Below are 25,456 nucleotides of genomic sequence, written 5' to 3'. Positions count from 1 at the left end.
CGGTTCCGCGCTACCCCCATTATTAGAATATTTTCCGGGCAATTACCGCGATCAAGGAGGATTCGGTGGCTCGGCCAGGAGCTGTTCATGTCTCAACCTCGTGCTCGGATCGCCTCGCAGCTGGGCCTTGCCCTTGCTGTGATACTGGCGATAGTCATCAGCGGCAGTACGGTGTTCGCCTTGCGTTCGCTGGATTCCGCCAACCTCGCCACCCGTGAAGAGCATCTGGCCAGTGAGGCCCGGCTGCTGGCCGATCAACTGAGTACCTTTCACGGTACGCTGCGCGAAAGCACCCTGCGCCTGAGCGGGCTGTTCGAAAAGCGCTTCGGCAGTGGTTTGAGTGTGCACCCCGATCAGCCAGTGACCGTGGCCGGTGTGCAGACTCCGGGCTTGCATCTGGGCAACGAGGTGCTGAACAACAACTTCAAGGAAGTTGACGAGTTCAAGCAGATGACCGCTGGTGTGGCCACGGTATTCGTGCGCAGCGGCGAAGACTTCATTCGCGTCAGCACCAACGTCAGCAAGCAGGACGGCACCCGTGCCATCGGCACCGTGCTCGATCATGCCAACCCGGCGTACGCGAAACTGATGGCGGGGCAGAGTTATGTCGGCCGCTCGTTGCTGTTCGAGCGCTACTACATGTCGCAGTACACCCCGGTGCGCGATGCGGGCGGCAAGATAATCGCCGTGCTGTACGTCGGCTTCGACTACACCGATGCGCAGAACGCGCAGTTCGCCAATCTCAAGCGCTTCCGCATTGGCAAGACCGGCTCGCTGGCGCTGCTCGACGAGCAGAACAAATGGCTGGTGCCGATTGCCGGCGTCGAAAACCTGGATCAAGCCGCCCCGACCATCAACAACCTGGTGAAAACCCCGGGCAAGGGTGAGTTCTGGAGCGACAAGGGTGAGGACTTCTACAGCATCGCCGTGCCGTTCGAAGGTGGCCCGTGGTCGGTGGTGGCGAGCATGCCGAAAGCCGAGATCCGCGCGGTGACCTGGAGCGTCGGTACGCAACTGGCGATCGGCAGCCTGCTGGCGATGTTGCTCGCGGTCGGTTCCGTGGTCTGGCTGCTGCGCAGCAAACTCGCACCGCTGGGCGATCTGGTGCGTCAGGCCGAAGCCTTGGGCGCGGGTGATCTGAGTGTGCGGCTGAACGTATCGAGCCACGATGAAATCGGTCAGCTGTCCCGCGCGTTCAACCAGATGAGCCAGGCGCTGTCGACCATGGTCGAGCACATCCGCCGCGCTTCGGAAGAGGTCAACAGCCGTGCGCAGGCGCTGTCCGGTTTGTCCGGCGGTGCGTATGAAGGCATGGAGCAGCAGTCGGGCGAAATCACCAGCATGGCCGGCGCCGTGGAAGAGTTCAGCGCCACCTCGCTGAACATTGCCGACAACATGGGCGCGACCCAGCGCCTGGCGCAGGAAAACGCTCAGCAGACACAGATCGGCCGCAGCTCGATGGAAGAGGCGTCGTCGTCGCTGGAGCAGATCGCTGGCGCGCTGAACAGCACCGCCAGCGTGATCAACACGCTGGGGCAGCGCTCTCAGGAAATCGGCGGCATTGTCGGTGTGATCACCTCGATCGCCGAGCAGACCAACCTGTTGGCACTTAACGCCGCCATCGAAGCCGCGCGTGCCGGTGAGCAGGGTCGCGGTTTTGCCGTGGTCGCGGACGAAGTGCGCAGCCTCGCCTCGCGTACCCGTCAGGCGACCGATGAAATCTCCAGCATGATCCACAGCATCCAACAGGAAACCGGCAACGCGATCAGCACCATGGAACAGGGCAACGTGCTGATGCAGGAAGGCCTGTCGCGCAACGCCAATGTAGCCTCGGCGCTGGCGCGGATTGACGAGCAGAGCCGTTCGGCAGGCCAGCAGTTCGCCGCGATCACCACCGCCACTCAGGAACAAAGCAGCACTGCCACATTGCTGAGCAGCAACTTGCAGAGCATCGCCTTGGCTAACAGCGAGCAGCGCGAGGTTGTCTCGAACCTGGCTGTCACCGCGAAAGAGCTGGAGAAGCTGGCGGCGGATCTGCGTTCCGAGGTTGATCGCTTCCGTTGATGCGTCTCTGAAACAGCTACCGCGAGCAGGCTCGCTCCCACGGTTTTTGGTGTGATTCACAAATGTTGTGACTGCCCGAAATCCATGTTGGAGCGAGCCTGCTCGCGAATGCTTTTCTCCCACCGCTTCTTTGGACTTGCTGAAACGTTTCCGCAGCGCTATAAAAATGGCACAACTCCAATAAAGGCTGCTGCCATGACCCCGCTCAAACTCCTCGTCGCCCTCGGCGCATTCTCTGCCGCTTCCCACGCCATGGCCTGGGACTATGTCCTGCTCGACGCCAACACTCCGGCAAAAAACTGGACGATCACCAGTGAGCAACTCGGCGTAAAAACCGCCAAACCGTTTTCCGTAACCCTGCGTACCCTGCATGGCGGTCGTCAGGAGGGCGTCAGCATTGTCGATATCGATAACGGCACGATGAAACTCTCGGTAGTGCCGACCCGTGGCATGAACGTGTTGCAGGCCTCGGTGGGCGACGTGCGCATGGGCTGGGACTCGCCGGTCAAGGACGTGGTCAACCCGGCGTTCATCGAACTCAACGGTCGCGGTGGCCTGGGCTGGCTCGAAGGCTTCAATGAGCTGGTGACCCGTTGCGGTTATGAGTGGGTTGGCCATCCCGGCATGGACAACGGCGAATTGCTGACCTTGCACGGTCGCGCCGCCAACATCCCGGCCAGCACCGTCACTTTGCACATCGACGAGAAGCCGCCGTATGCCATCACGCTGCGTGGCGAGCTGAAAGAGCAGGCATTCAAGAAAGTCGATTTCTCGGTAGCCACCGAACTGGTCACCGAACCGGGAACCGCCAGCTTCGCCCTCAACGACACCCTGACCAACAACGGCGACTATGCGAAGGAATATCAGGCGCTGTATCACAGCAACTTCAGCACGCCGTTTCTTGAGCAAGGGGCAAAATTCGCTGCGCCGGTGAAGCAGGTGTCGCCGTTCAACGAGAAGGCCAAGGGCGATCTGCCCGACTGGCAGACCTATCGCGGGCCAACCAAGGACTACGACGAAACTGTCTACAACGTCGTGCCGTATGCGGACGCCAAGGGTGACACCCTCACCGTGCTGCACAACAAGGCCGGTAGCCTCGGCGTATCCGTTGGCTTCAACACTCAGCAGTTGCCAGTGTTTTCGCTGTGGAAAAACACCGACACCCAAGGGCAGGGCTACGTCACCGGGCTGGAGCCGGGAACCAGTTTTTCCTACAACCGTCGCTATCAGCGGCCGTTGAATCTGGTGCCGACCATTGCCCCAAAAGAACATAAACAGTTCCAGATCAGCTACAGCCTGCTGGCCGACAAAGGGGCGGTGGACAAGGCCCTCAAGCGCGTGACCGAGATTCAGGCCGGTCGCGACACTGAAGTGCGTCAGGCACCGCTGGTTGATCTGACTGAGCATTAAGGTGTCGCCGGCCGGTATTGCAGTGCCTCGGCCAGATGCTCGCGGGTAATCGCATCGGCCTGTTCAAGATCCGCCAGCGTGCGCGCGACCTTGAGCAGGCGATGCGCCGAGCGCAGCGACAGGATCAATCGCTCGCAGGCCGCTTCCAGCCATTTTTCATCGGCTGTGGATAACGTGCAGTGACGCTTGAGCCCCGGCAGATCGAGAAACGCATTGGCACAGCCCTGACGTTTCTGCTGGCGCTCCCGCGCTTCGGCCACCAACGCCGCAGCGCTGGCGCTGTTTTCGCCTGGCTTGGCTGCCGGATTCAATGCGGTTGCCTCCCGCGCGACGGTCAGGTGCAGATCAATCCGATCCAGCAGCGGCCCTGACAGTTTGTTGCGATAGCGCTGGACCATGTCCGGTGTGCACGAGCATTTGCCGCTGGGCTCGCCAAGATATCCACAGGGACACGGATTCATCGCTGCCACCAATTGAAATCGCGCGGGGAAACGTACGCGATCCTTGGCCCGGGCGATGACGATATGCCCGGACTCCAACGGCTCGCGCAGCACTTCCAGAACCTTGCGATCAAACTCCGGCAACTCATCGAGAAACAGCACGCCGTGATGGGCGAGGGTGATTTCGCCGGGTTGCGGTTTCGAACTGCCACCGACCAATGCCGGCCCGGAAGCGGAATGGTGCGGTTGGCGGAAGGGGCGTTGCGGCCAGTGAGTCAGAGGCACCCCGCTGGCGACCGATTGAATCGCTGCCACTTCCAGCGCCTCGCATTCGGATAGCGGCGGCAATAATCCTGGTAGACGACTGGCCAGCAGAGTCTTGCCGGTTCCCGGAGGCCCGCTGAACAACAAGTTGTGCGCCCCCGCTGCGGCAATCAGCAGTGCGCGTTTGGCGGCTGTCTGCCCCTGCACCTCGTTAAGGTCGGGATAGGGTTTGGCAGCGTGCATCAAACCATCGGAAACGTAAGGCTCGACCGGCGTGTGCCCATTGAAATGCGCCACCGCTTCCAGCAAGTGATCGACTGCGAACACTTTCAGCCCCGAAGCCAGGCACGCCTCTTCCGCATTCGCTCGAGGCACCACCAACGCCCGCCCGGCCTTGCGCGCCGCCAGTGCCGCCGGCAGCACGCCACGCACTGGTCGCACAGCACCGGACAATGCCAATTCACCGAGACATTCCACCTCATCCAGGGTCAGGCAGGGCACCTGCACACTGGCCGACAGAATCCCCAAAGCAATCGCCAGATCGAAGCGCCCGCCATCCTTGGGCAGGTCCGCCGGCGCCAGATTCAAGGTGATCCGCCGCGCCGGAAATTGCAGCCCGGAATTGATGATCGCACTGCGCACCCGATCCTTGCTCTCCTTCACCGCCGCCTCGGGCAGGCCGACCATGGTCAGCGACGGCAGACCGTTGGCCAGATGGACTTCGACGGTGACAGCGGGGGCTTCCACGCCAATCTGGGCGCGACTGTGGACAATGGAGAGGGACATGGTCGTTCCTTGAGCTGAATCGGGGAGCCGCTTCCTGCGGGTTTTTGAAGGGTAGTTGAGCCGGGTTTCAGTGCTGAAATAGAGGTTTACAAGACGTATCAAGACCCGATGGGCTGTCATTGCTTGCCTGAATTGGACCGTTGACTCTCGACCGGCATTGACGGATCATCCCGTTCGAGGACTGCAACTGCGCATTCGTCGGGACTGGGCACCAGCAAAAGCTCCCCCGCATTTTTGGCAGCAGAGAAAGCTGGTTTCTCTGAAGTAGTGACGGCGGGCTAGCCTGTCGGATTCTGAACCCAAGGCCGTGAAGCCAGGAGCTAAAGAATCGCTGCGACTACTCCTCAAAAAATACTTAAAAGGCGTCCATCGGACGCCTTTTTTTATTTCTGATTTGGTGGTGCTCGTGGTATCTGCCCCACTAACGTGCCATGTGCACGTTTTTGCGGGTACCAAGTCACCACGAAGTAACCAAATCCTGTGGCGCGCTCGTGTCGCGGTTCAAGAATCAGTGTTCCCATAGATGTCCTCAGTACCGCGACCCTGTTTCCACATCGCTGTTCTTTGAACTCACAATAGATTTGTGCCCCCGGGACGATCATTTTCGCAACAATCGCTGCTACCCCATCGGCAGTCTGGCAACCATGCTTGAGCAAATCGGCACTATGGGCTTCCCAAATGTGCACTACGCCAAAACCACTATTCGCTCGACGGTGAATACCTACCCGCAGATAAATCTTCCCGCCTGGCAAGCCGAATTTTGGCATATCGGGGATCGTGCCAAAGATGTAACCACCATCTGGATGCTGAACCAGCGTGTTTTCTTTGAGCTTGAGCAAATGAGACAAGAGGGATCCAGAACCAGAGTGTCTGGCGATCAATGTGTATCGCCTGGAACTCGACGAATAGGATCGACCGGCGCAGGCGAAAGCCAGCAGCCTAATCACAGCCAAGAACTCACGGAATCAGGCGCAGACGCTGATTCTCGTAGGGTTATGCCTTATTAGTTGTAGGACGCCGGCCAAACGGTTTTGATGGTCTTGTTTTCCTGAATCGGATGCTCCAGTTTGGTCACTCAACGCAGCCTCTGGAGGCGAAAAATGAACCGCAATGGTATGCGCCCGATTCATCCGGGCGAGGTTCTGAATAAGGAGTTCATGGAGCCGTTGGGCATGATTGTCATGGATCTGGCCATGCCCACGAACTGGCCCGAAAGTGAGATCGAAAAGCTTGTGAAATGCCAGCTCAGGATCTGCACCGATCTGGCAATCAGCCTTGCCACTCATCTCAACACTACGCCTGAGTTCTGGATGAATCTCCAATCGACTTACGATTTGCGCAGGGCCCAGCTCCGGCATGCGGGCTTATAGCGATTGCAGCATCCGCGAAGCCCTTTTCCACCATGGCCCTGCCCTGGTCGCCAAACCCGCTGCTGAACATTCAGCATCAGATGAGCTTAGAAACCTGGGCTTTTTGGCGCAATCGGACGGCGGTCATTTAAGGTTGTAGGACGTTGCCGGGATGGTCGAAGGGCTATCGATCAGAAGATCGCAGCCTTCGGCAGCTCCAGGAGGCGCGGATTATTCGGCGGGCGGTGTCAGTTTCGCTTCCATCTCGGCGACTTTGGCTTCGAGGCTTTCGAGGCGGGCCCGCGTGCGAGCCAACACCACCACCTGACTATCAAACTCTTCCCGGCTGACCAGATCGAGTTTGCTGAAGGCACTTTGCAGCAGCATTTTGAACTGGCTTTCGATTTCGGCTTTCGGCAGCGAGGTATCGCCGCTGAACAGGCGGGAGGCGGTGCCGCTCAGGGCGTCGAGGAAGTCTTTGGGCGCGAGCATGGGAAATGTCCTGGAAACAATGGCCGGCAGTGTATCACGCAGTGTCTATAGTCAATCTCGTTGCACGGATGCACGCTTTTCGCGCAGGGGGACGGACGGTGGCGCACCGTTGTTGTGCGTATCGGCAAAAGCTTTTCTGCCCGAGCGCGTGCAACAGGGGCCAAGAGATTGAAATGCAGGGTTTTTGCCGAGCTGGCAAGGTTTCTGCTTAGTCACCCTCGACCCATGCACTGATGCAGTCGCTGTGACGAATGCAGTGCGGCAGACGAAGCGGGGAGTTTCGTCTGATGCGGTTAGCTGGCGTCAACGATGCGTTACAAAGCCAGGCACTGCGCTTAGACTTGAGACGGGTTTGTTTTCCTGGGGCAAGTCCACCAATTCGGGAGAGAGTTTCATGAAGCTAGTCACTGCCATCATCAAGCCGTTCAAGTTGGACGACGTGCGCGAGTCGCTGTCCGAAATCGGCGTGCAGGGCATTACCGTCACTGAAGTCAAAGGCTTCGGCCGGCAGAAGGGTCACACCGAGCTGTATCGTGGCGCGGAATATGTGGTCGATTTTCTGCCCAAGGTGAAAATCGACGTGGCCATCGACGACAAGGATCTGGATCGGGTTATCGAGGCGATAACCAAAGCGGCCAACACCGGCAAGATCGGTGACGGCAAGATCTTCGTGGTCAATCTGGAACAGGCGATCCGCATCCGTACCGGCGAAACCGATACCGACGCGATCTAAGCGCCGCCACAAACCCAACGCCCCAGGAGAAAACAATATGACTCTGCGTAAATTCGCAGGGCTAGGCGCCCTGTTGTCCATCGTAATGCCCGGCATCGCCATGGCGGCAGACGAAGTGGCAGCGCCAGTCCTCAATTCCGGCGACACCGCCTGGATGCTCACCTCGACAGCGCTCGTGCTGTTCATGACCATTCCCGGCCTGGCGCTGTTCTACGGCGGTATGGTTCGCTCGAAAAACATTCTTTCCGTGCTGATGCAGTGCTTCGCCATTACCGGTCTGATCAGCATCCTGTGGGTCATTTATGGCTACAGCATTGCCTTCGACACCACCGGCATGGAGCAGGGCGTCGTCAACTTCAATTCGTTCTTCGGTGGCATGGGCAAGGCGTTCCTCGCCGGTGTCACGCCTTCGAGCATCACCGGCCCGGCGGCGCTGTTCCCTGAGGCGGTGTTCATCACCTTCCAGATGACCTTCGCGATCATCACCCCGGCGCTGATTGTCGGTGCGTTCGCCGAGCGCATGAAGTTCTCCGCGATGCTGATCTTCATGGGCATCTGGTTCACTCTGGTTTATGCACCGATCGCGCACATGGTCTGGTCCGGTAACGGCGGCCTGATGTGGGACTGGGGCGTGCTCGACTTCGCTGGCGGCACCGTGGTGCACATCAACGCCGGTATCGCCGGTCTGGTCGCGTGCCTGGTACTGGGCAAGCGCAAAGGCTTCCCGACCACACCAATGGCTCCGCATAACCTCGGCTACACCCTGATGGGCGCGGCGATGCTGTGGGTCGGCTGGTTCGGCTTCAACGCCGGTTCCGCTGCCGCTGCCAACGGCACTGCCGGTATGGCCATGCTGGTTACCCAGATCGCCACTGCCGCTGCGGCACTGGGCTGGATGTTTGCCGAGTGGGTCACCCACGGCAAGCCAAGCGCACTGGGTATTGCTTCGGGTGTGGTCGCCGGTCTGGTCGCGATCACTCCGGCCGCTGGCACCGTGGGCCCGATGGGTGCACTGGTGATCGGTCTGGCCGCAGGCGTGGTGTGCTTCTTCTGCGCCACCACCCTGAAACGCAAACTCGGCTATGACGATTCCCTGGACGCCTTCGGCGTGCACGGCATCGGCGGTATCCTCGGCGCGATCCTCACCGGTGTGTTTGCCGCACCGGCACTGGGCGGCTTCGGCACCGTGACTGACATCGGCGCGCAGGTCTGGATCCAGATCAAAGGCGTCGGCTTCACGGTGATCTACACCGCGATCGTCACCTTCATCATCCTCAAGGTGCTGGACGCCGTCATGGGTCTGCGCGTAACGGAGGAAGAAGAGTCGGTCGGCCTCGATCTGGCACAACACAACGAACGCGGCTACAACCTGTAAGTACGCGCGATAAAAAATTGCCCGGTTCGCCGGGCATTTTTTTGTCCGGGATTTGTCATTCAGGGAGTGGCTGAAAGGATTTTTCTTACGGCTTTGGTCGTCTTTACGACGAGGCTTTTTCTGCGGGCAATCGCTTACATCGCTGCAGGAATATTAGGGCCTTTGTTTTTTTTCAGAGCACGCTAGAATGCGCCCCGAACGAGCGGAGAACTGTATGTGGCAACAGACTCTGATAACCCTGCGGGCAAGGCCCCGGGGCTTTCATCTGGTGACGGACGAGTTGCTCGCAGGCTTGCCTGAACTCAAGACCTGTCGGGTCGGTCTGTTGCATTTGTGGCTGCAGCACACGTCGGCGTCGTTGACCATCAACGAGAACGCCGATCCGGCAGTTCGTCGCGACTTCGAACGATTTTTCAATCGTCTGATCCCACAAGGAACAGACGGCTACGAGCACAACGACGAAGGCCCGGATGATCTCCCGGCGCACTTCAAGGCCAGCGTGCTCGGTTGCCAGATCAGTCTGCCGGTTGCGGCAGGGCGGCTGGCACTGGGTACCTGGCAAGGGATTTATCTGGGCGAGCACCGTGATCATGGCGGTGCCCGTAAAGTCCTCGCCACCTTGCACGGTGAACAGGCATGAGCCGCTGCCGGGCAGCGGCAGAAGATTTTTCAACGGCGGCTTCGACAGCCGCCAAAGCTGGTCTATAACTAATCTGCTTTTGGCAAGTCATGAGGTAGAACATGAGCGACGATGATCTGGAAAACGACGACCTCGAAGTAGGCGACGAAGACGAGGCCGAGGAAGGCCTGGAAGCGGCAGCGGAAGACGTTGCCGAAGACGATGGCGGTGACGACACGCCGGCCCCGGCTGCCAAAGGCAAAGCCAAGGCTGCGGTATCGGTCGACGAGTTGCCGAGCATCGAAGCCAAGAACAAGGAGCGTGACGCCCTGGCCAAGGCCATGGAAGAATTCCTTGCGCGCGGCGGCAAGGTGCAGGAAGTTGAGGCCAACGTGGTCGCCGATCCGCCCAAGAAGCCGGACAACAAGTACGGCAGCCGCCCTATCTGAGGCGCGTCGCTCGCTTGCTGAAAAAGCCCGCCGTCGCTGCGGGCTTTTTTATGCCTGGAATAAATGCGTTGAAAACAAATGCAGTCCCCTGTGGCAGCGAGCCTGCTCGCGAAGAGGGCATGTCAGCCGACATACATGTTGGATGACACACCGCATTCGCGAGCAGGCTCGCTCCCACAGGGCTGTAGATCAGTTCGAGGAAGCATTCCAGCGGGAGAGGACGGCTGGCAGTTCAGTGAGGCTGCGAATTTCCGCATCCGGCAAGCGCTCCGCTTCCCAGACCTTGCCCGTCGGGTTGAACCACACCGCGCGCAAGCCTGCCTGCTGAGCGCCAGCAATGTCATCGCCAGGATGATCGCCGACATGCACCGCCGCTGCGGGGCGTACACCGCCGCGCTGCAACGCTTCATGAAACAGCCGCGCATCCGGTTTGGCGATGCCGATGTCTTCGGCGCACAGGGCAAACTTGAAGTAATCCGCCAGCCCCAGCCGGCGCACGTCGGCATTGCCATTGGTGACCACGCCGAGGGCATAGTGATTGGCGAGCAGCTCCAGCAGCGGCTCGACTTCGGGAAACACTTCGATCTGATGCCGCGCATGCAGGAACACTTCAAAAGCCTTGTCAGCCAGCTCCGACGCTTCGCCGTGGGCATACCCGGCTTCTTCCAGCGCATGGAACAGCACACGTCGGCGCAGCGCGCTGATGCGGTGTTTGAGGCCCGGTTCGCCCGCCAGCACTCGCTCGCGAATCGACCACAAATGCTCCACCGGCACTGCGCCCAGATTCGACGCATGCTCGCTCAGCCATTCGCGCAACACTGTTTCGGCGCTGGCGATCACTGGAGCGGTGTCCCACAGGGTGTCGTCGAGGTCGAAGGTGATCAACTGAATGCTCATGAATCATCGCCTTTCATGCGTTTGGCCCGGGGATGGGCGCTGTCGTAGACCGCCGCCAGATGCTGGAAGTCGAGGTGGGTATAGATCTGCGTGGTTTTGATATCGGAGTGGCCGAGCAATTCCTGCACCGCGCGCAAGTCCTGCGAGGACTCGAGCAAATGGCTGGCGAACGAGTGCCGCAGCATGTGCGGATGCAGGTTCTGCCCCAACTCGCGCTCGCCAGCCAGTTTGACCCGCACCTGAATCGCGCGCGGGCCGAGACGCCGACCTTGCTGGCTGACAAACACCGCATCGTCCGCCGGGTTGGTCATGGCTCTAAGCTGCAACCAGTGTTCCAAGGCTTCGCGGGCCTTGGTGCCAACCGGCAACAGCCGGGTCTTGCTGCCCTTGCCGAGCACCTGAACCATGCCGTCGGCGAGGTCGAGTTGATCGAGGTTGAGGCCGGTCAGCTCGGACAGGCGCAGGCCAGAGGAATAGAACAGCTCCAGAATGGCCTGATCACGCCGGGCGAGAAAATCGTCCTCGACCGCTCCTTCCAGCAATTGCAGGGCGCGGTCGGTATCGAGGGTCTTCGGCAGGCGCCGTTCGCCTTTCGGCGGGGCCAGGCCGGTGGCCGGGTCGTGGTCGCACAGGCCTTCGCGATTCAAATAGTGATAGAGCCCGCGCACCGCCGAGAGCAGGCGGGCGAGGCTGCGCGAGGACTGGCCTTGCGCATGCAACTGGGCGATCAGGCTGCGCAGGCGCTGGATGTCCAGCGCGGCCCAGCTGCCGATGTTCTGCTTGATGCACCAGCCGAGGACTTTATCGAGGTCGCGGCGATAAGCCGACAGGGTGTGCGGCGACACCTGTCGCTCACTGCGCAGATGTTCGCAGTAAGCGTCCAGTTGTCGTTCCATGGTCAGCGTACCGAGCGCAGCGAGCTGTTGACCCGTGGCAGCACGCGGCCCATGACCTCGGCGATGTAACTGAGGAACAGGGTGCCGACCGAGCTCTTGTAATGCTGCGGGTCACGGCTGGCGATGGCCAGAATGCCGTGAATGCCCTGATGGCTGACGGCAACCACGGCGGTCGAGCCGATCTGCTGGCGCTGTTCTTCGCCGAAGAGGAAATCCAGCTCATGTTCACGCAGGCTGCCGCTGACGCTTTTGCCTTCGGTGAGCAGGCCGCCGATCGCGGTTTGCGCATCGGCGTGGGTAACCCAGCGGCCGACCGGGGCCGGGTTGTCGCCGAGCAGGATCAGGCTGACGAAGGGCACCTGGAAATCCTGACGCAGGCTGTCTTCAACGCTGATGACCACGTCTTCCAGGGTCGATGCATCCATCAGCGCGAGAATCAGGCGGCGGGTCTTTTCGAACAGGCGATCGTTGTCGCGGGCCACGTCCATCAGATGCGAAAGGCGATGGCGCATCTCGATATTGCGGTCGCGCAGGATGGTCATCTGCCGCTCGACCAGCGACACGGTGTCGCCACGTCGGTGCGGAATGCGCAGCGACGGCAGCAGCTCTTCGTGCTCGACGAAGAAGTCCGGATGAGCCTCCAGGTAGGCGGCAACCGCGGCTGCCTCAAGGCTCTCGGACGCTGATTCGTCGACTGGTCGGGCGGGTACCTGTGGCTTGTCGGTCATGATTTCTGCTCGCTCAAAGACGCACTTGTCCTTCGTATACACGCACTGCCGGACCGGTCATCAACACCGGTTCGCCCGGGCCGGCCCACTCGATGGACAGACGCCCGCCGGGCAGGTCGATCAACAGCGGCGAATCCATCCACCCCTGACTGATAGCCGCCACCGCCGCCGCACAGGCGCCGGTGCCGCAGGCCTGGGTTTCCCCGGCGCCGCGTTCCCAAACACGCAGTTGCGCGCGATGGCGGTCGATGACTTGAAGGAAGCCGACATTGACCCGCGCCGGGAAGCGCGGATGGTGCTCGATCTTCGGCCCCAGTTCATGCACCGGTGCGCTGTTGATGTCGTCCACGCGGATCACCGCATGGGGATTGCCCATCGACACGGCGGCCAATTCGACCGTAGTGCCATCGACGTCCAGCTGATAGCTGCTGGCCTGCGCTGGTGCCTGGAATGGAATGTCCGCCGGCACCAGGCGCGGCGCGCCCATGTTCACGCCGATCTGGCCGTCGTTACGCACGTCCAGTTCAATGATGCCGCCCTTGGTCTCGACGCGGATCTGCCGTTTCGCAGTCAGACGCTTGTCGAGCACGAAGCGGGCGAAGCAGCGCGCACCGTTGCCGCATTGCTCCACTTCCGAGCCGTCGGAGTTGAAGATCCGGTAGCGGAAATCCACATCCGGGTTACTCGGTGCTTCGACGATCAGCAACTGGTCGAAACCGATCCCGGTGTGGCGGTCGCCCCATTGCTTGGCGTGTTTGGGCTGAATGTGCGCGTGCTGGCTGACCAGGTCGAGGACCATGAAGTCGTTGCCCAGGCCGTGCATTTTGGTAAAACGCAGCAGCATGGGTTACTCCGGCAGCAGGCTTTCGCCGGCAAACAGCTCGGCCACGGTTTCGCGGCGACGCACTTCAAAAACCTGATCACCATCCACCAGCACTTCAGCGGCACGGCCGCGAGTGTTGTAGTTGGAGCTCATCACAAAACCGTAGGCGCCAGCCGAATGCACTGCCAGCAAGTCGCCTTCTTCCAGCGCCAGCTCGCGGTCCTTGGCGAGGAAGTCGCCGGTTTCGCAGATCGGGCCGACGATGTCGTACTTGCGTGCAGCGCTGTCGCGCGGTTTCACCGCCGTGACGTCCATCCACGCCTGATACAGCGCCGGACGGATCAGGTCGTTCATCGCCGCATCGACGATGGCGAAATCCTTGTGCTCGGTGTGTTTGAGGTATTCGACCTGTGTCAGCAACACGCCGCCATTGGCAACGATGAAGCGACCCGGTTCGAACACCAGCGCCAGGTCACGCCCGTCGAGACGCTCGCGCACGGCTTTGATGTAATCAGCAGCCAACGGCGGCTCTTCATCGCGATAACGCACGCCCAGGCCGCCACCGAGATCGATGTGGCGCAGGTGAATCCCGCAATCGCCCAGACGGTCGACCAGATCCAGCAGGCGATCCAGGGCGTCAATAAATGGTGGCAGCGTGGTCAGTTGCGAACCGATATGGCAGTCGACACCGATCACTTCCAGGTTCGGCAGATGCGCGGCGCGCACGTACACGTCTTCGGCGTCGGCAATGGCGATGCCGAACTTGTTCTCTTTCAGACCGGTGGAAATGTACGGATGGGTGCCGGCATCGACGTCCGGGTTCACGCGTAGCGAAACCGGGGCGCGAACACCCAGCTCGGCGGCGACCACTTGCAGGCGCTCAAGCTCATCGGTGGACTCGACGTTGAAGCAGTGCACGCCGACTTCGAGCGCGCGGCGCATGTCGTCACGGGTCTTGCCGACGCCGGAGAAAACGATCTTGTCGGCGCTGCCACCCGCGGCCAGTACACGTTCCAGCTCACCACGGGAAACGATGTCGAAACCGGCGCCGAGACGGGCCAGGACATTCAGTACACCGAGGTTGGAGTTGGCTTTGACCGCGAAGCAGACCAGATGCGGCATGCCGGCCAGCGCATCGGCGTAGGCCAGATACTGCGCTTCGATGTGGGCGCGCGAGTAGACATAGGTGGGCGTGCCGAAGCGGTCGGCGATGGCGGACAGCGCCACACCTTCCGCGAACAGCTCCCCGCCACGGTAGTTAAAAGCGTCCATGGCGATCCCTTAGTAAACGTCGTGCTTGTGAGCCTTGGATGGCTGCTTCTGCGAAGACTGGGCTTGTTCGGCCGGGTCCTGGTCGTCATCGGGCAGGTACAGCGGGCCTTTTTGACCACAGGCCGAAACCAGGCAGGCAACCGCGACGAGCGCAGCAAGGGAAGAGATCAGGCGCTTCATGGCGAAATCCTTGAAAATGCGTTAATTGCGCCGGAGTATACCGGCCACCCGGCAGCTTGCCTATGCGAGGGGGTTCCCGTCCGGCGGGGCTTGCTGGATACCGGATGGATACCTGCAATACCTGTGGGAGCGAGCTTGCTCGCGAAGAGGTCGTCACATTCGATATGTTTGTTGCCTGACACACCGCTTTCGCGAGCAAGCTCGCTCCCACAGAGGGCGATGTTGGATGGAAACTGGTGCTTGGTCGTTAATCTTTGCAATCGGTCGGCAGCGTCCGTATCTTTCGGCGCTTGAGCCTGATCAGACATTTTTGAGGTTGCCGCAATGAGTTTGTCCGAAGCCCGTTTCCACGATCTGGTCGATGAAACCCAGGAAAAACTGGAAGACATATTTGACGAAAGCGATCTGGACATCGATCTGGAAAGCTCGGCTGGCGTGCTGACGGTCAAATTCGAAAACGGTAGCCAGTTGATCTTCAGTCGCCAGGAGCCATTGCGTCAGCTGTGGCTGGCCGCTGTGTCCGGTGGTTTCCACTTCGACTATGACGAAGAAAGCGAGCGCTGGATGTGCGACAAGAGCGAAGAGCAATTGGGCGAAATGCTTCAGCGCCTCGTCAAGCAGCAGGCTGGCGCCGAATTCGATTTCGAAGGTCTGTGATTCGTGACGGATGCCGCGCCTGTTCGCCCGCCGAAACCGCTCTACAGCAACGTCAGCCCGGCGGTACCTTCGCCGTGCACGGGCGTATGTCGGCTGGACGAACAGAAAGTCTGTCTCGGCTGCGCGCGCCACGTTGAAGATATTCGCGAATGGCGCTCGGCCGATGATCAACGGCGCCGGGTGATTTGCCAGCAGGCTGCCGCACGAAAATCCCAAGCCTGTTGATATCGTGGCGAGGGGATTTATCCCCGTTGGGTCGCGTAGCGGCCCCAGAGTCTATACGGCTGCTGCGCAGCCGAACGGGGATAAATCCCCTCGCCACAAGGGTTTCACCCAGGCAAAAAAGGGCGTGACTTGTATATTTTTTGAGCTGTGATAGTGTCCGCGAACGCCTCAAACCACCGAGGCACGGTGAAAACCCCGTCTTTTTTGGCGGGGTTTTGCTTTTTTTGTGCAGAAGAAAGGAGTCTGCCTGGATCATGACCGCACCTTCCATCACCCTTACCCGTCTGGACGTGCAACGTCTGGAGCGCCTGATCGACAGCCTGAGCGAGAAAGACCAGGCTGCGCCGGGCGTGATTGCGCTGCAAACCGAGCTGGATCGCGCCGATACCGTGGTCGGCCACGATGAAGTGCCCGCCGATGTCGTGACCATGAATTCCCGCGTGCATTGCCGCGAAGAAGGCAGTGGCAAGGATTACCACCTGACGCTGGTCTATCCCAAGGACGCCAACGCCGATGAAGGCAAGATTTCCATTCTCGCGCCGGTCGGCAGCGCGCTGCTGGGCCTGAAGGTCGGTCAGCACATCGATTGGCCGGCGCCGGGCGGCAAGTCGCTGAAACTGACCTTGCTGGAAGTGGAATCGCAACCGGTCAACGGCGGCGCCTTTCCCGAATAAATTCCCGCTTCAAACCTGTTCGAGCGCTTCATTCAACGAGCGCTCCAGGTCCGCCTTGTAGCGCAGATACAGATTGCTTGAACTGTGCCCGTCACCGAGCAACCCCGAGAGGTCGAGGTCGGTGATGTAGCAGCGATAGCGTTCGGTCTCGCGGCGCTGCTCGACGATCTCTCGTGTGACCACGCTGAACAACTGGTCGCCATGCTCCAGCTCGCTGAATTCGCGCTGATTGCAATACAGGGTGACCTGCACTTCGCCGGGCGCGGCTTTACCGATGATCGCCTGTACGTCATAGAACGGTTTGTTCACCGGGGTCTGCGGTGCCGGCCGGGTTTCGACCCTGCGCGAGCGCCCCGGGCCTGACGGCAACAGCTGGTAATACAAAGTCTCGGGGCTGCCCGCAGGGCCACCGTCCATCGGCAATTGCGCTTCACGGCGGTACTGGATCGATTGCAGAAAACGCTGCAGCGGCACCAGCAGACTCTGCTCGTCGTGGTACGGCAGTTGCTGCTGCCACAGCGCATTGAATTCATCCAGCACGTACAGCTCGGCCTGCTGCTCGCTGATGCGGTAGAAGACCTGAATGCACTCCGGCTGACCCATCGGCAGGATCAGCGCGAGGTCATGGTCCTCCAGCGCCATCGGGTCGAGGTGCAGCGGGCTGTAGCGCGGTTGTTCTTCGCCCAGATAATCGAGCAGTGCCGGCAGAGTGGCGAGGGCGACATGGTTGACCTGGCCGGGCACCAGCTCCAGCACGTGATAGTGCTGCTGCACCTGAATCAGGTAGCGGTGATTCAACTCGCTGAGCAACAGGGTCTGCGCGGTGTCGACGATTTCCTCTACGCGGCGGGCAATGAATTGCGCGCGGTTGTGGCAGAAACAGCGCACCTTCAGCGACGGCTGCACCGGGCCGCGCGGCAGGTTGTTGAGGTAATCGCGCAGGCAGTCGAGCAGCGCATGCGGGCCGTCGAAACGATTGACCAGCACTTCGTTCCAGCTGTTGAGCGTGACTTGATCGAGGGTCAGCACCAGGTTTTCGCGCACGCCGGCATAGCTCAGCGAGTCGGTGCGTTCGGTGGTCATCAGGATGTTCAGATCACGGTGATGCTTGAGCGGGTCGACGCCGACGTTGATCAGCAGCAGCACTTCGCTGGGCACGGCGGCACGCAGCAAGGGCTCTTCGGCGACGGTGGACAAGGGTAGGGCGATGCACTGCTGCAGGCTGCCGAGCAGGTTGAACAGCTCGAACTCGCTCAAGTCGCTGGTGCCCGGATGCAGGGCCAGACGTGTGCTGCTGTCGATCACGCCGTTGCGGTGGCACCAGGTCAGCAGTTCAAGCAGCTCGCGACTGCGCTTGATCGGCGCGAAGTGTTCCCACTCCAGTGCCGTCAGGCTGCCGTTGTACAGGCCCCACTGGGTCTGCCCCGGCTCCTTTTTGTTCGGCGACTGCACCAGGGTCAGGGTGTCTTCGGCCAGATCCGGGGCAATGCCCGGATTGATGAACTCGACCTTGTCGGCCTTGCGCTCGAACGCTGCGTACAGGCGCCGGCCGAGGACATTGAGGTCGCGCTTGTTGATCAGGCTGACAGTCTGTTCGCTGCGGGCGAACTGGGTAAGGAAGCGATAGCTGTAATTGAGTTCATTGACCAGCGCGCGGCGCTCGGCGCTGACCTGGCGGACTTTCCACTGACTGCGACTGTCGAGCAGCGCCAGTTGCCGTTGATCCCAATGCCACTCGCCGGCCAGGCGTTCGAGCAGTGCACGTTGCCAGCCCTGGCTGCGGCTGTTGCCGGTGAGCTTGCGGTTGACCTTCAGATACAGCGCGCGGCGCACCAGCTCAAGACGTTCCGGCTCGTTGCGGGCAATCAGGTATTCCTCGATGCGGCGGTACACGACCATGTACGGGTCCAGCTCATCGAGATCGAGTTGATTGGCAAACACGGCTTTCTTGAAGCGCAGGCTCAGGCACTGAACGTGCGGGTGTTCACTGGCGTACACCTCGGTCAGCAGCAGTTTGAGCACTGACTTGTAGGGCGATTCGATGCCTTTGAACAACTGCCACAATCCGGCGCCGATGAATTCCCCGGGCGGAATGGTCGCCATCGGCCCGAGATCCAGGGTTTCGTCGGCGCGAATGAAGCGTTTGGACAGCAGGGTGTAGGTGTAGGCGTCGTAGGCTGTTTCTTCATAGACCGGCACCAGCCACCAGATCGGCGTGCGCCCGGCCAGCCAGATCGCCGTGCGGTAAAACTCGTCGAGCAGCAGATAGTGCTGGGTGCTGCCGCAGTTGTCCGAACTGAGCTGGGAATCGCGTTCGCCTTTGACGAAGCGCGCCGGGTCGATCAGGAAGAAATGCGCTTCGGCACCCTGGCTTGCAGCCCAGGCTTCCAGCAATTGGCACTTCTTGCTCAGCTCGGCGAGCTCGCTTTCGCTCAGATCCGGCCCATGGCAGACCCACACGTCCATATCGCTCTGATCGGCCTGGGCCAGCGTGCCGAGGCTGCCCATCAGGAACAGGCCGTGGATCGGTCGCGGCGGGTTACTGCCATGGCGCGGCCTGTAAGAGAACGAGCGAGTCAGGCGCTGCGCCTCAGTCAGCGCATTGGCGTCCGGCTCATAATTCGAAAGCCCCGCCGGCGTACTGCCCGAGACATAGCCGGGCAGCAACGGATGATTGACGTGAAAGAACAGCGGCAACAGCGTCAACACGCTTTGCTGGCGCGTCGACAAGCCTTCGAGAGCGCGGCCGAGGCGGCCTTCATTGAGTTTGAGAAAACGTGCGCGCAGTTGGCTGAGTACCTTGCGGTCGATGCCTTCGTCCAGGTCGGGGCGGATTTCGTGGGTGCGGGTCATGTCAGCTCAAACCGGCTTGCAGGCTCGGACGTAGAGGATCTCGGAATGGCCGCAGTTTAGCCGCTGCGCGGCAGGACGTTTAAGCTGAATTTGTTTTTTGACGTCAGTTTTTTATCGACAGCGATCGGGCGGGCCCGCGGAAATCCCGTGGCAGGAGTTCCCGTGGGCGAAGTCAGAGAAATCAGGCGGTTTCCTGTTCTTTCAAAATCGTCAGTACGGTCTGCACGTTTTGCGCGGCATCGCGACCGAGGCTGGTCAGATAACCGCCATCGGGCTGGTCGGTGAGTTCTTTTTCAAAGAGGCGCTGGGCAGCAGCGATGTGTTTCGGGGCAGCGGTCTGGTGAATTTTCAGACCTTCCTGGGAACTGTCCAGGTTGAAGAGTGCAAGGACTTCCAGTTCGGCAACCAACTCAGGGGTAAGCGACATAAGGACTCCAGACTTTCTAGGAATTGGACGACAGCGCCTCTAAGGTGAACCCGCTGGTGCAGCATGTCCAGTGCTCGGATCAGGGGATTTTGTCTTGAGGCGAATTCCAGTGTAGTCGGGCGGCAGCAGATGGCTGGATGGATGCGTAACAAACCTTGTGGGAGCGAGCCTGCTCGCTCCCACAAGAGTGATGTGGTTACTGCTTTTCCGGTGGCAGCTCTGGCAAAGCGCGCAGTGCCGCTTCGTACCACTGGGTGTCGAACGAGCGATCTTCATCGAGCATCGCGTCAATTTCGAAAGCCAGCACATGGGCCATCAAATTGAGGATCTCCTCACGGTCCATGCCGACCAAAGTCAGCTTGTTCAACGTAGCCTTGGCCGCCGGCGGGTTGTCGCTTTCAATCTGGTTCTCGATGGCTTCGATCAGCGTCGCTTCAGTGAATGCTTCTTCGTCGTCATCGTTGACGATATCTGTCGGCTCGCTCATGGCAGGCTCCTCAGGGAAAGGCGCCAGTTTACCCGCATTCAGCGGCGTGATGCTGCTGGCGGGAAACGTCGCGGCGTTCTATAAACAGGCACTGCCCACCCCGCACGGCCTGGAGGCTCTGTGATGTTCAAGCTCTACGGATTTGCTGTCAGCAACTACTACAACATGGTCAAACTGGCACTGCTGGAAAAAGGCCTGCCCTTCGAAGAGGTGACCTTCTACCCGACGCAGACACCGGAGTCACTGGCAATCAGTCCGCGTGGCAAGGTCCCGGTGCTGGGTGTCGACGCCGGTTATATCAACGAAACCGCGATCATCCTCGAATACCTCGAACAAGCACAAAAGGGCACGCCACTCCTGCCCAGCGACCCGTTCGAGCGCGCGCAGGTATTGGCAATTGCCAAGGCGATCGAGTTGTACATCGAGTTGCCGGGGCGTGCCTGCTATGGCGAGGCGTTTTTCGGTATGACGTTGCCGGAGGCGATCAAAGAGAAGACCCGGACCGAGCTGCTGCTGGGCTTCGCGGCGCTGGGCCGTCATGGCAAGTTCGCCCCGTACGTGGCGGGTGACAGTCTGAGCATTGCCGATTTGTATTTCCTCTACAGCGTGCCGCTGGCCTGTGCGGTCGGGCAGAAGCTGTTCGGGATTGATCTGCTGGCCGAGATGCCGCAGGCGAAAGCGCTGCTGGAGCGGCTTGAGCAGAATCCGCATGTGGAGAAGATCGCGGCGGATAAGGACGCGGCGATGCCGGCGTTTTTGGCGATGATTGCTGCCAAGAAATGAATTTTGTAGCGCTCTGAAGGAAGCCTTCGCGAGCAGGCTCGCTCCCACATTGAACTGGTGGTGAACACAAATTTTGTGAACATCCAGAATCCCTGTGGGAGCGAGCCTGCTCGCGAAGCTCTTGGCTTTTAGCGGCTGGCCAGCAGGGCCTGGCCGCGCGCCACCGCAGCCTTGACCTGCGCCGGTGCAGTCCCGCCGATATGGTCGCGGGCATTCACCGAGCCTTCCAGGGTCAGCACGGCAAACACGTCCTGCTCGATCTGATCGCTGAACTGACGCAGTTCTTCCAGGCTCATCTCGGCCAGATCCTTACCCGTGTCGACGCCGTATTTCACCGCGTGGCCAACGATTTCATGGCAGTCGCGGAACGGCAGGCCACGGCGCACCAGATAATCCGCCAGGTCGGTCGCGGTGGAGAAACCGCGCAGTGCCGCTTCACGCATGATCGCGTGTTTCGGCTTGATCGCCGGGATCATGTCGGCAAACGCGCGCAGCGAATCGCGCAGGGTGTCGGCGGCGTCGAACAGCGGCTCCTTGTCTTCCTGATTGTCCTTGTTGTAGGCCAGTGGCTGGCCTTTCATCAGGGTCAGCAGGCCCATCAGCGCGCCGAACACACGGCCGGTCTTGCCGCGCACCAGCTCGGGCACGTCGGGGTTTTTCTTTTGCGGCATGATCGAGCTGCCGGTGCAGAAACGGTCCGGCAGATCGATGAACTGGAACTGCGCGCTGGTCCACAGCACCAGCTCTTCGGAGAAGCGCGACAGGTGCATCATCGCGATGCTTGCGGCCGAGCAGAATTCGATGGCGAAGTCGCGATCGGAAACGTTGTCCAGCGAGTTGCCGCCGACGGCGTCGAAGCCGAGCAGTTGCGCGGTGTATTCGCGGTCGATCGGGTAAGTGGTGCCGGCCAGCGCGGCGCTGCCCAGCGGCATGCGGTTAGTGCGCTTGCGGCAATCGACCAGACGCTCGTAGTCGCGGCTGAGCATTTCGAACCAGGCCAGCATGTGGTGCCCGAAGGTCACAGGCTGCGCGGTCTGCAAGTGGGTGAAGCCGGGCATGATGCTCGCGGCCTCACGCTCGGCCTGCTCCAGCAGGCCTTTTTGCAGGCGGGTGATCTCGGCGAGGATCAGGTCGATTTCATCGCGCAGCCACAGGCGGATATCGGTGGCGACCTGGTCGTTGCGGCTGCGCCCGGTGTGGAGCTTTTTACCGGTGACGCCGATGCGGTCGGTCAGGCGTGCTTCGATGTTCATGTGCACGTCTTCGAGGTCGACGCGCCAGTCGAACTGGCCGGCCTCGATTTCGCCCTGAATGGTCTTCAGGCCATCGATGATGCTGTCGCGCTCGGCATCGGTCAGCACGCCGACCTTGGCCAGCATGGTGGCGTGGGCGATCGAGCCCATGATGTCGTGGCGATACAGGCGCTGGTCGAAAGTGACGGAGGCGGTGAAGCGGGCGACGAAGGCGTCGACGGGTTCACTGAAGCGGCCGCCCCAGGACTGATTGGTCTTGTCAGTGCTCATGAATTCGCTCGTATCGGCTTGAAGAAATGGCGTGAAACGCTGGCGCGGATAATAACAGGGTTGCCAATCCTGTCGCTGACACCGGTCGATACGTTTTTTCGAGGATGTGTCAGGCATGTCCGGCGCGGTCTGCAAGGAATTTACAAAAGGATATTTTTTGATTGAGCAATATCGTTCCGACGAACGTCTACAGTGGACATAAGGGTCGGTGCGAATGCGGATCATGCAAAGGTCCGGCCACTGGCTATAAGAAGAGGGGGCGGGTGAGTTGTACAACGGTCACCCACCGTGAGAAACGCAGGAAACACTGGGCTCCGAGCGGTACGACCCGGATGCTGGCAAATATTGCTGGCCGACGTACGGCACTTTTTGGCGCTCGGGCTAGTCTTAGCGTGGATCGCGGTGACGGAGGTCACTACACCTGTCTACGCTATCCTTGTGCGAGACTCACGCAGGAATCCAGCGCAATATGAATGTCCTGATCGTTGATGACGAACCCCTGGCTCGCGAGCGCCTAAGCCGTATGGTGAGCGAGCTCGAGGGTTACACAGTCCTGGAGCCCAGTGCCACGAATGGCGAGGAGGCGTTAGCGCTGATCGACAGCCACAAGCCGGATATCGTGCTGCTCGATATCCGCATGCCGGGCCTCGATGGCCTGCAGGTTGCTGCCCGACTGTGCGAACGAGAGACGCCGCCGGCCGTGGTGTTTTGCACCAGTCCCGATGAATTTGCCGTGGAAGCCCTGCAGGCCAGCGCCGTGGGCTATGTGGTGAAACCTGTGCGAACCGAACACTTGAATGAAGCCCTGAAGCGGGCTGAACGTCCCAACCGGGCGCAACTCTCGGCCCTGACCCGTCCCGCTGCCGAAAGTGGCAACGGCCCACGCAGCCACATCAGCGCACGGACCCGTAAAGGCATCGAGCTGATTCCGCTGGATCAGGTGGTCTACTTCATCGCCGACCACAAGTACGTGACCCTGCGTCACGAAGCCGGCGAGGTGCTGCTCGACGAACCCCTCAAAGCCCTTGAAGACGAATTCGGCGAACGCTTTGTGCGTATCCACCGCAATGCGCTGGTCGCTCGCGACCGCATCGAGCGCTTGCAACGCACGCCACTGGGACATTTCCAGTTGTTCCTCAAAGGCCTCAATGGCGATGCGCTGATTGTCAGCCGGCGGCATGTTGCCGGTGTGCGCAAGATGATGCAGGGGCTTTGACCCGGTCTTCAGCGGTCTTTTCGTGTTCTTTTATCCGGCATGGCAGGCCAGGGAGGCCGCGCCGGTTCTGATTCAGGTCAAAGCGAAATTGACTGAGCTGTTATTATCCGCCGTATCTATTCAGTACGGATTGTTCCATGTCCCCTCGCGAAATCCGCATCGCCACCCGTAAAAGTGCGCTGGCCCTCTGGCAGGCCGAATACGTCAAAGCCCGTCTCGAGGCGGCCCACCCGGGCCTGCTGGTGACGCTGGTGCCCATGGTCAGTCGCGGCGACAAGCTGCTCGACTCGCCACTGTCGAAGATCGGCGGCAAGGGTCTGTTCGTCAAGGAGCTGGAAACCGCGCTGCTGGAAAACCAGGCCGATATCGCCGTGCATTCGATGAAAGATGTGCCGATGGACTTCCCGCAAGGCCTGGGTCTGTTCTGCATCTGTGAGCGTGAAGACCCGCGCGATGCATTCGTCTCCAACACCTACGCCAGTCTTGAAGCGCTGCCTGCCGGGGCCATCGTCGGCACTTCGAGCCTGCGTCGGCAGACGCAATTGCTGGCGCGGCGTCCCGATCTGCAGATCCGTTTCCTGCGCGGCAACGTCAACACCCGTCTGGCCAAACTCGACGCCGGCGAGTACGACGCGATCATCCTCGCTGCGGCGGGCTTGATCCGCCTGGGTTTCGAAGATCGCATCACTTCGGCGATCAGTGTCGATGACAGCCTGCCGGCCGGTGGCCAGGGCGCGGTCGGCATCGAATGCCGTAGCGCCGACCACGAAATCCACGCCTTGCTCGCGCCTTTGCATCACGCCGATACCGCTTCGCGGGTGAACGCCGAACGCGCCCTCAACAAACATTTGAACGGCGGCTGCCAAGTGCCGATCGCCTGCTACGCCGTGCTTGAAGGCGAGCAGTTGTGGTTGCGCGGTCTGGTCGGCGAACCGAGTGGTGGCAAGCTGCTCAGTGCCGAAGCCCGCGCGCCGCGCGCGGACGCCGAGACCTTGGGCGTGCAGGTCGCTGAAGACCTGCTCAAGCAAGGCGCCGATGACATTCTCAAAGCGGTGTACGGCGAGGCGGGTCACGAGTGACGGCCTGGCGCCTGCTGCTGACGCGCCCGGGAGACGACTGCGCGGCGCTGGCCGAACAGTTGGCCGGGCACGGGATTTTCAGCAGTTGCCTGCCGCTTCTGGACATTGTTCCGCTGCCGCTCTCTGACACTATTCGCCAGGCGATTTCGCGATTGCCCGCTTGCAGCGCGGTGATTGTGGTCAGCAAACCGGCGGCGCGGATTGCGGTGGATCTGCTCAAGTCCCAAGGCACGGCGCCATTGAGCATGCCGTGGTTCAGCGTCGGCGCGGCGACCGCAGGCATTCTTCGCGAGCATGGTCTCGATGTCAGCTTCCCGGCTGACGGCGATGACAGTGAAGCCCTGCTGCAATTGCCGCGTCTGCGCGAGGCGCTCGACCAGTCCGGCGCGCAGGTGATGATCCTGCGCGGCGAGGGCGGTCGTGAACTGCTCGCCGAGCGCCTGCGCGCGCTTGGTGCTAGTGTCGAGTATCTGGAGTTGTATCGCCGCGACCTGCCAGCCTACCCGCCAAACGAGCTGCCACGGCGGATCGAAGCGGAACGCTTGAACGGGCTGGTGGTCAGCAGTGGACAGGGTTTCGAGCACCTGCGGCAGATGGCCGGCGATGCCTGGCCGAAGATCGCGCAGTTGCCGTTGTTTGTACCGAGCCCGAGGGTCGCCGAGCTGGCACGTGCCGCCGGGGCTCAAACAGTTGTGGATTGCCGCGGCGCAAGTGCCGCGGCTTTGCTGACGGCGTTACGGGAATGTCCCATGCCG

The 25,456-nt window shown here is 60.8% G+C and carries 26 protein-coding genes and 2 pseudogenes; 15 read left to right on the top strand and 13 right to left on the bottom strand.

Annotated features, from left to right (window positions below; genetic code table 11):
* Positions 1-87 precede the first annotated feature (87 nt).
* Both OK411_RS00250 and OK411_RS00245 read left to right on the top strand, forming a co-directional pair.
* Positions 88-2,064, top strand: coding sequence for a methyl-accepting chemotaxis protein (locus tag OK411_RS00250; protein ID WP_016772578.1), 1,977 nt, complete (start codon positions 88-90; stop codon positions 2,062-2,064).
* A gap of 195 nt (positions 2,065-2,259) precedes the next feature.
* Positions 2,260-3,474 carry an aldose 1-epimerase family protein gene (locus tag OK411_RS00245; RefSeq protein WP_136493174.1) on the top strand — a complete coding sequence of 405 codons (1,215 nt, stop codon included), beginning with the start codon at positions 2,260-2,262 and terminating at the stop codon, positions 3,472-3,474.
* Here the strand turns inward: OK411_RS00245 and OK411_RS00240 are convergent.
* Positions 3,471-4,964 carry a YifB family Mg chelatase-like AAA ATPase gene (locus OK411_RS00240; protein ID WP_110644495.1) on the bottom strand — a complete coding sequence of 498 codons (1,494 nt, stop codon included), beginning with the start codon at positions 4,962-4,964 and terminating at the stop codon, positions 3,471-3,473. The genes OK411_RS00245 and OK411_RS00240 overlap by 4 nt on opposite strands.
* Before the next feature lie 383 nt (positions 4,965-5,347).
* Complete coding sequence (locus OK411_RS00235) at positions 5,348-5,812, bottom strand: hypothetical protein (protein WP_073470953.1); 465 nt, start codon at positions 5,810-5,812, stop codon at positions 5,348-5,350.
* Between the two features lie 252 nt (positions 5,813-6,064).
* Here OK411_RS00235 and OK411_RS00230 point away from each other — a divergent pair, with 252 nt between their 5' ends.
* Positions 6,065-6,334 (top strand): HigA family addiction module antitoxin, encoded by a 270-nt coding sequence (locus OK411_RS00230; RefSeq protein ID WP_125916812.1) that lies wholly within the window; start codon positions 6,065-6,067, stop codon positions 6,332-6,334.
* 210 nt (positions 6,335-6,544) lie between these two features.
* On the opposite strand, the gene OK411_RS00225 is transcribed toward OK411_RS00230, so the two are convergent.
* Positions 6,545-6,805 (bottom strand): accessory factor UbiK family protein, encoded by a 261-nt coding sequence (locus OK411_RS00225; protein WP_264364242.1) that lies wholly within the window; start codon positions 6,803-6,805, stop codon positions 6,545-6,547.
* 394 nt (positions 6,806-7,199) lie between these two features.
* On the opposite strand from OK411_RS00225, the gene glnK reads away from it, so the two are divergent.
* The 4 genes from glnK to sutA all read left to right on the top strand — a co-directional run bounded on the left by glnK (position 7,200) and on the right by sutA (position 9,981).
* A complete protein-coding gene (glnK, locus tag OK411_RS00220; RefSeq protein ID WP_002555808.1) occupies positions 7,200-7,538 on the top strand; it encodes a P-II family nitrogen regulator in 339 nt (112 codons plus the stop codon).
* A gap of 37 nt (positions 7,539-7,575) precedes the next feature.
* Positions 7,576-8,913: an ammonium transporter gene (locus OK411_RS00215; RefSeq protein ID WP_041476939.1), complete on the top strand. Its 1,338-nt coding sequence runs from the start codon at positions 7,576-7,578 to the stop codon at positions 8,911-8,913.
* A 214-nt stretch (positions 8,914-9,127) separates the two neighbouring features.
* Complete coding sequence (locus tag OK411_RS00210) at positions 9,128-9,553, top strand: secondary thiamine-phosphate synthase enzyme YjbQ (RefSeq protein ID WP_024014775.1); 426 nt, start codon at positions 9,128-9,130, stop codon at positions 9,551-9,553.
* Between the two features lie 101 nt (positions 9,554-9,654).
* Complete coding sequence (gene sutA / locus OK411_RS00205) at positions 9,655-9,981, top strand: transcriptional regulator SutA (protein WP_016772583.1); 327 nt, start codon at positions 9,655-9,657, stop codon at positions 9,979-9,981.
* 189 nt (positions 9,982-10,170) lie between these two features.
* Here sutA and OK411_RS00200 read toward each other — a convergent pair whose 3' ends face one another.
* From OK411_RS00200 to lptM, 6 genes are read right to left on the bottom strand one after another with little or no spacing between them, the layout of a single operon-like run.
* On the bottom strand, positions 10,171-10,878 hold the full coding sequence (locus OK411_RS00200) for an HAD family hydrolase (RefSeq protein ID WP_264364241.1): 708 nt from the start codon (positions 10,876-10,878) through the stop codon (positions 10,171-10,173).
* A complete protein-coding gene (gene xerC, locus OK411_RS00195) occupies positions 10,875-11,774 on the bottom strand; it encodes a tyrosine recombinase XerC (protein ID WP_264364240.1) in 900 nt (299 codons plus the stop codon). Before xerC ends, OK411_RS00200 begins: the two co-directional genes overlap by 4 nt.
* Positions 11,775-11,776: 2 nt before the next feature.
* Positions 11,777-12,502 carry a DUF484 family protein gene (locus tag OK411_RS00190; RefSeq protein WP_024014772.1) on the bottom strand — a complete coding sequence of 242 codons (726 nt, stop codon included), beginning with the start codon at positions 12,500-12,502 and terminating at the stop codon, positions 11,777-11,779.
* 13 nt (positions 12,503-12,515) lie between these two features.
* Positions 12,516-13,346 carry a diaminopimelate epimerase gene (gene dapF / locus OK411_RS00185; protein ID WP_039757394.1) on the bottom strand — a complete coding sequence of 277 codons (831 nt, stop codon included), beginning with the start codon at positions 13,344-13,346 and terminating at the stop codon, positions 12,516-12,518.
* 3 nt (positions 13,347-13,349) lie between these two features.
* Entirely contained in the window at positions 13,350-14,597 is a 1,248-nt protein-coding gene (gene lysA / locus OK411_RS00180) for a diaminopimelate decarboxylase (protein ID WP_071172135.1), read from the bottom strand.
* Positions 14,598-14,606: 9 nt separating this feature from the next.
* Positions 14,607-14,777: an LPS translocon maturation chaperone LptM gene (gene lptM, locus OK411_RS00175; protein ID WP_016772589.1), complete on the bottom strand. Its 171-nt coding sequence runs from the start codon at positions 14,775-14,777 to the stop codon at positions 14,607-14,609.
* A gap of 324 nt (positions 14,778-15,101) precedes the next feature.
* Between lptM and cyaY the strand changes: the two genes are divergently transcribed.
* The 3 genes from cyaY to rnk all read left to right on the top strand — a co-directional run bounded on the left by cyaY (position 15,102) and on the right by rnk (position 16,333).
* Entirely contained in the window at positions 15,102-15,434 is a 333-nt protein-coding gene (cyaY, locus tag OK411_RS00170) for an iron donor protein CyaY (RefSeq protein ID WP_041476930.1), read from the top strand.
* A 3-nt stretch (positions 15,435-15,437) separates the two neighbouring features.
* Entirely contained in the window at positions 15,438-15,659 is a 222-nt protein-coding gene (locus tag OK411_RS00165) for a DUF1289 domain-containing protein (protein WP_110599860.1), read from the top strand.
* 254 nt (positions 15,660-15,913) lie between these two features.
* Positions 15,914-16,333: a nucleoside diphosphate kinase regulator gene (gene rnk / locus OK411_RS00160; RefSeq protein ID WP_039757397.1), complete on the top strand. Its 420-nt coding sequence runs from the start codon at positions 15,914-15,916 to the stop codon at positions 16,331-16,333.
* A 9-nt stretch (positions 16,334-16,342) separates the two neighbouring features.
* Here rnk and OK411_RS00155 read toward each other — a convergent pair whose 3' ends face one another.
* The 3 genes from OK411_RS00155 to OK411_RS00145 form a co-directional block, all read right to left on the bottom strand.
* The gene (locus tag OK411_RS00155; RefSeq protein WP_136493170.1) at positions 16,343-19,186 is read right to left on the bottom strand and encodes a class I adenylate cyclase; all 2,844 of its coding nucleotides are present in this window, start codon (positions 19,184-19,186) and stop codon (positions 16,343-16,345) included.
* Between the two features lie 181 nt (positions 19,187-19,367).
* On the bottom strand, positions 19,368-19,613 hold the full coding sequence (locus OK411_RS00150; protein ID WP_016772594.1) for a TIGR02647 family protein: 246 nt from the start codon (positions 19,611-19,613) through the stop codon (positions 19,368-19,370).
* Positions 19,614-19,809: 196 nt separating this feature from the next.
* The gene (locus tag OK411_RS00145; protein WP_264364239.1) at positions 19,810-20,100 is read right to left on the bottom strand and encodes a hypothetical protein; all 291 of its coding nucleotides are present in this window, start codon (positions 20,098-20,100) and stop codon (positions 19,810-19,812) included.
* A gap of 123 nt (positions 20,101-20,223) precedes the next feature.
* Here OK411_RS00145 and OK411_RS00140 point away from each other — a divergent pair, with 123 nt between their 5' ends.
* Positions 20,224-20,883 (top strand): glutathione S-transferase, encoded by a 660-nt coding sequence (locus tag OK411_RS00140; protein WP_136493169.1) that lies wholly within the window; start codon positions 20,224-20,226, stop codon positions 20,881-20,883.
* Positions 20,884-21,011: 128 nt separating this feature from the next.
* On the opposite strand, the gene argH is transcribed toward OK411_RS00140, so the two are convergent.
* Positions 21,012-22,406 (bottom strand): argininosuccinate lyase, encoded by a 1,395-nt coding sequence (gene argH, locus OK411_RS00135; protein ID WP_016772597.1) that lies wholly within the window; start codon positions 22,404-22,406, stop codon positions 21,012-21,014.
* Positions 22,407-22,720: 314 nt separating this feature from the next.
* On the opposite strand from argH, the pseudogene OK411_RS00130 reads away from it, so the two are divergent.
* From OK411_RS00130 to OK411_RS00115, 4 genes and pseudogenes are all read left to right on the top strand, one after another.
* Positions 22,721-22,879, top strand: a pseudogene (locus OK411_RS00130) (sensor histidine kinase); the annotation flags it as partial.
* Positions 22,876-23,622: a LytR/AlgR family response regulator transcription factor gene (locus tag OK411_RS00125; protein WP_016772598.1), complete on the top strand. Its 747-nt coding sequence runs from the start codon at positions 22,876-22,878 to the stop codon at positions 23,620-23,622. The pseudogene OK411_RS00130 and the gene OK411_RS00125, both read left to right, overlap by 4 nt.
* Before the next feature lie 137 nt (positions 23,623-23,759).
* The gene (hemC, locus tag OK411_RS00120) at positions 23,760-24,701 is read left to right on the top strand and encodes a hydroxymethylbilane synthase (protein ID WP_056791656.1); all 942 of its coding nucleotides are present in this window, start codon (positions 23,760-23,762) and stop codon (positions 24,699-24,701) included.
* Positions 24,698-25,444: pseudogene (locus OK411_RS00115) on the top strand (uroporphyrinogen-III synthase); the annotation flags it as partial. The gene hemC and the pseudogene OK411_RS00115, both read left to right, overlap by 4 nt.
* Positions 25,445-25,456: the final 12 nt, after the last annotated feature.

The sequence above is a fragment of the Pseudomonas sp. RG1 genome (assembly GCF_025910115.1).
GTDB lineage: Bacteria > Pseudomonadota > Gammaproteobacteria > Pseudomonadales > Pseudomonadaceae > Aquipseudomonas > Aquipseudomonas atacamensis.
Note: the sequence above shows the minus strand (reverse complement) of the source record. Positions and strands in the feature narration are given on the sequence as shown.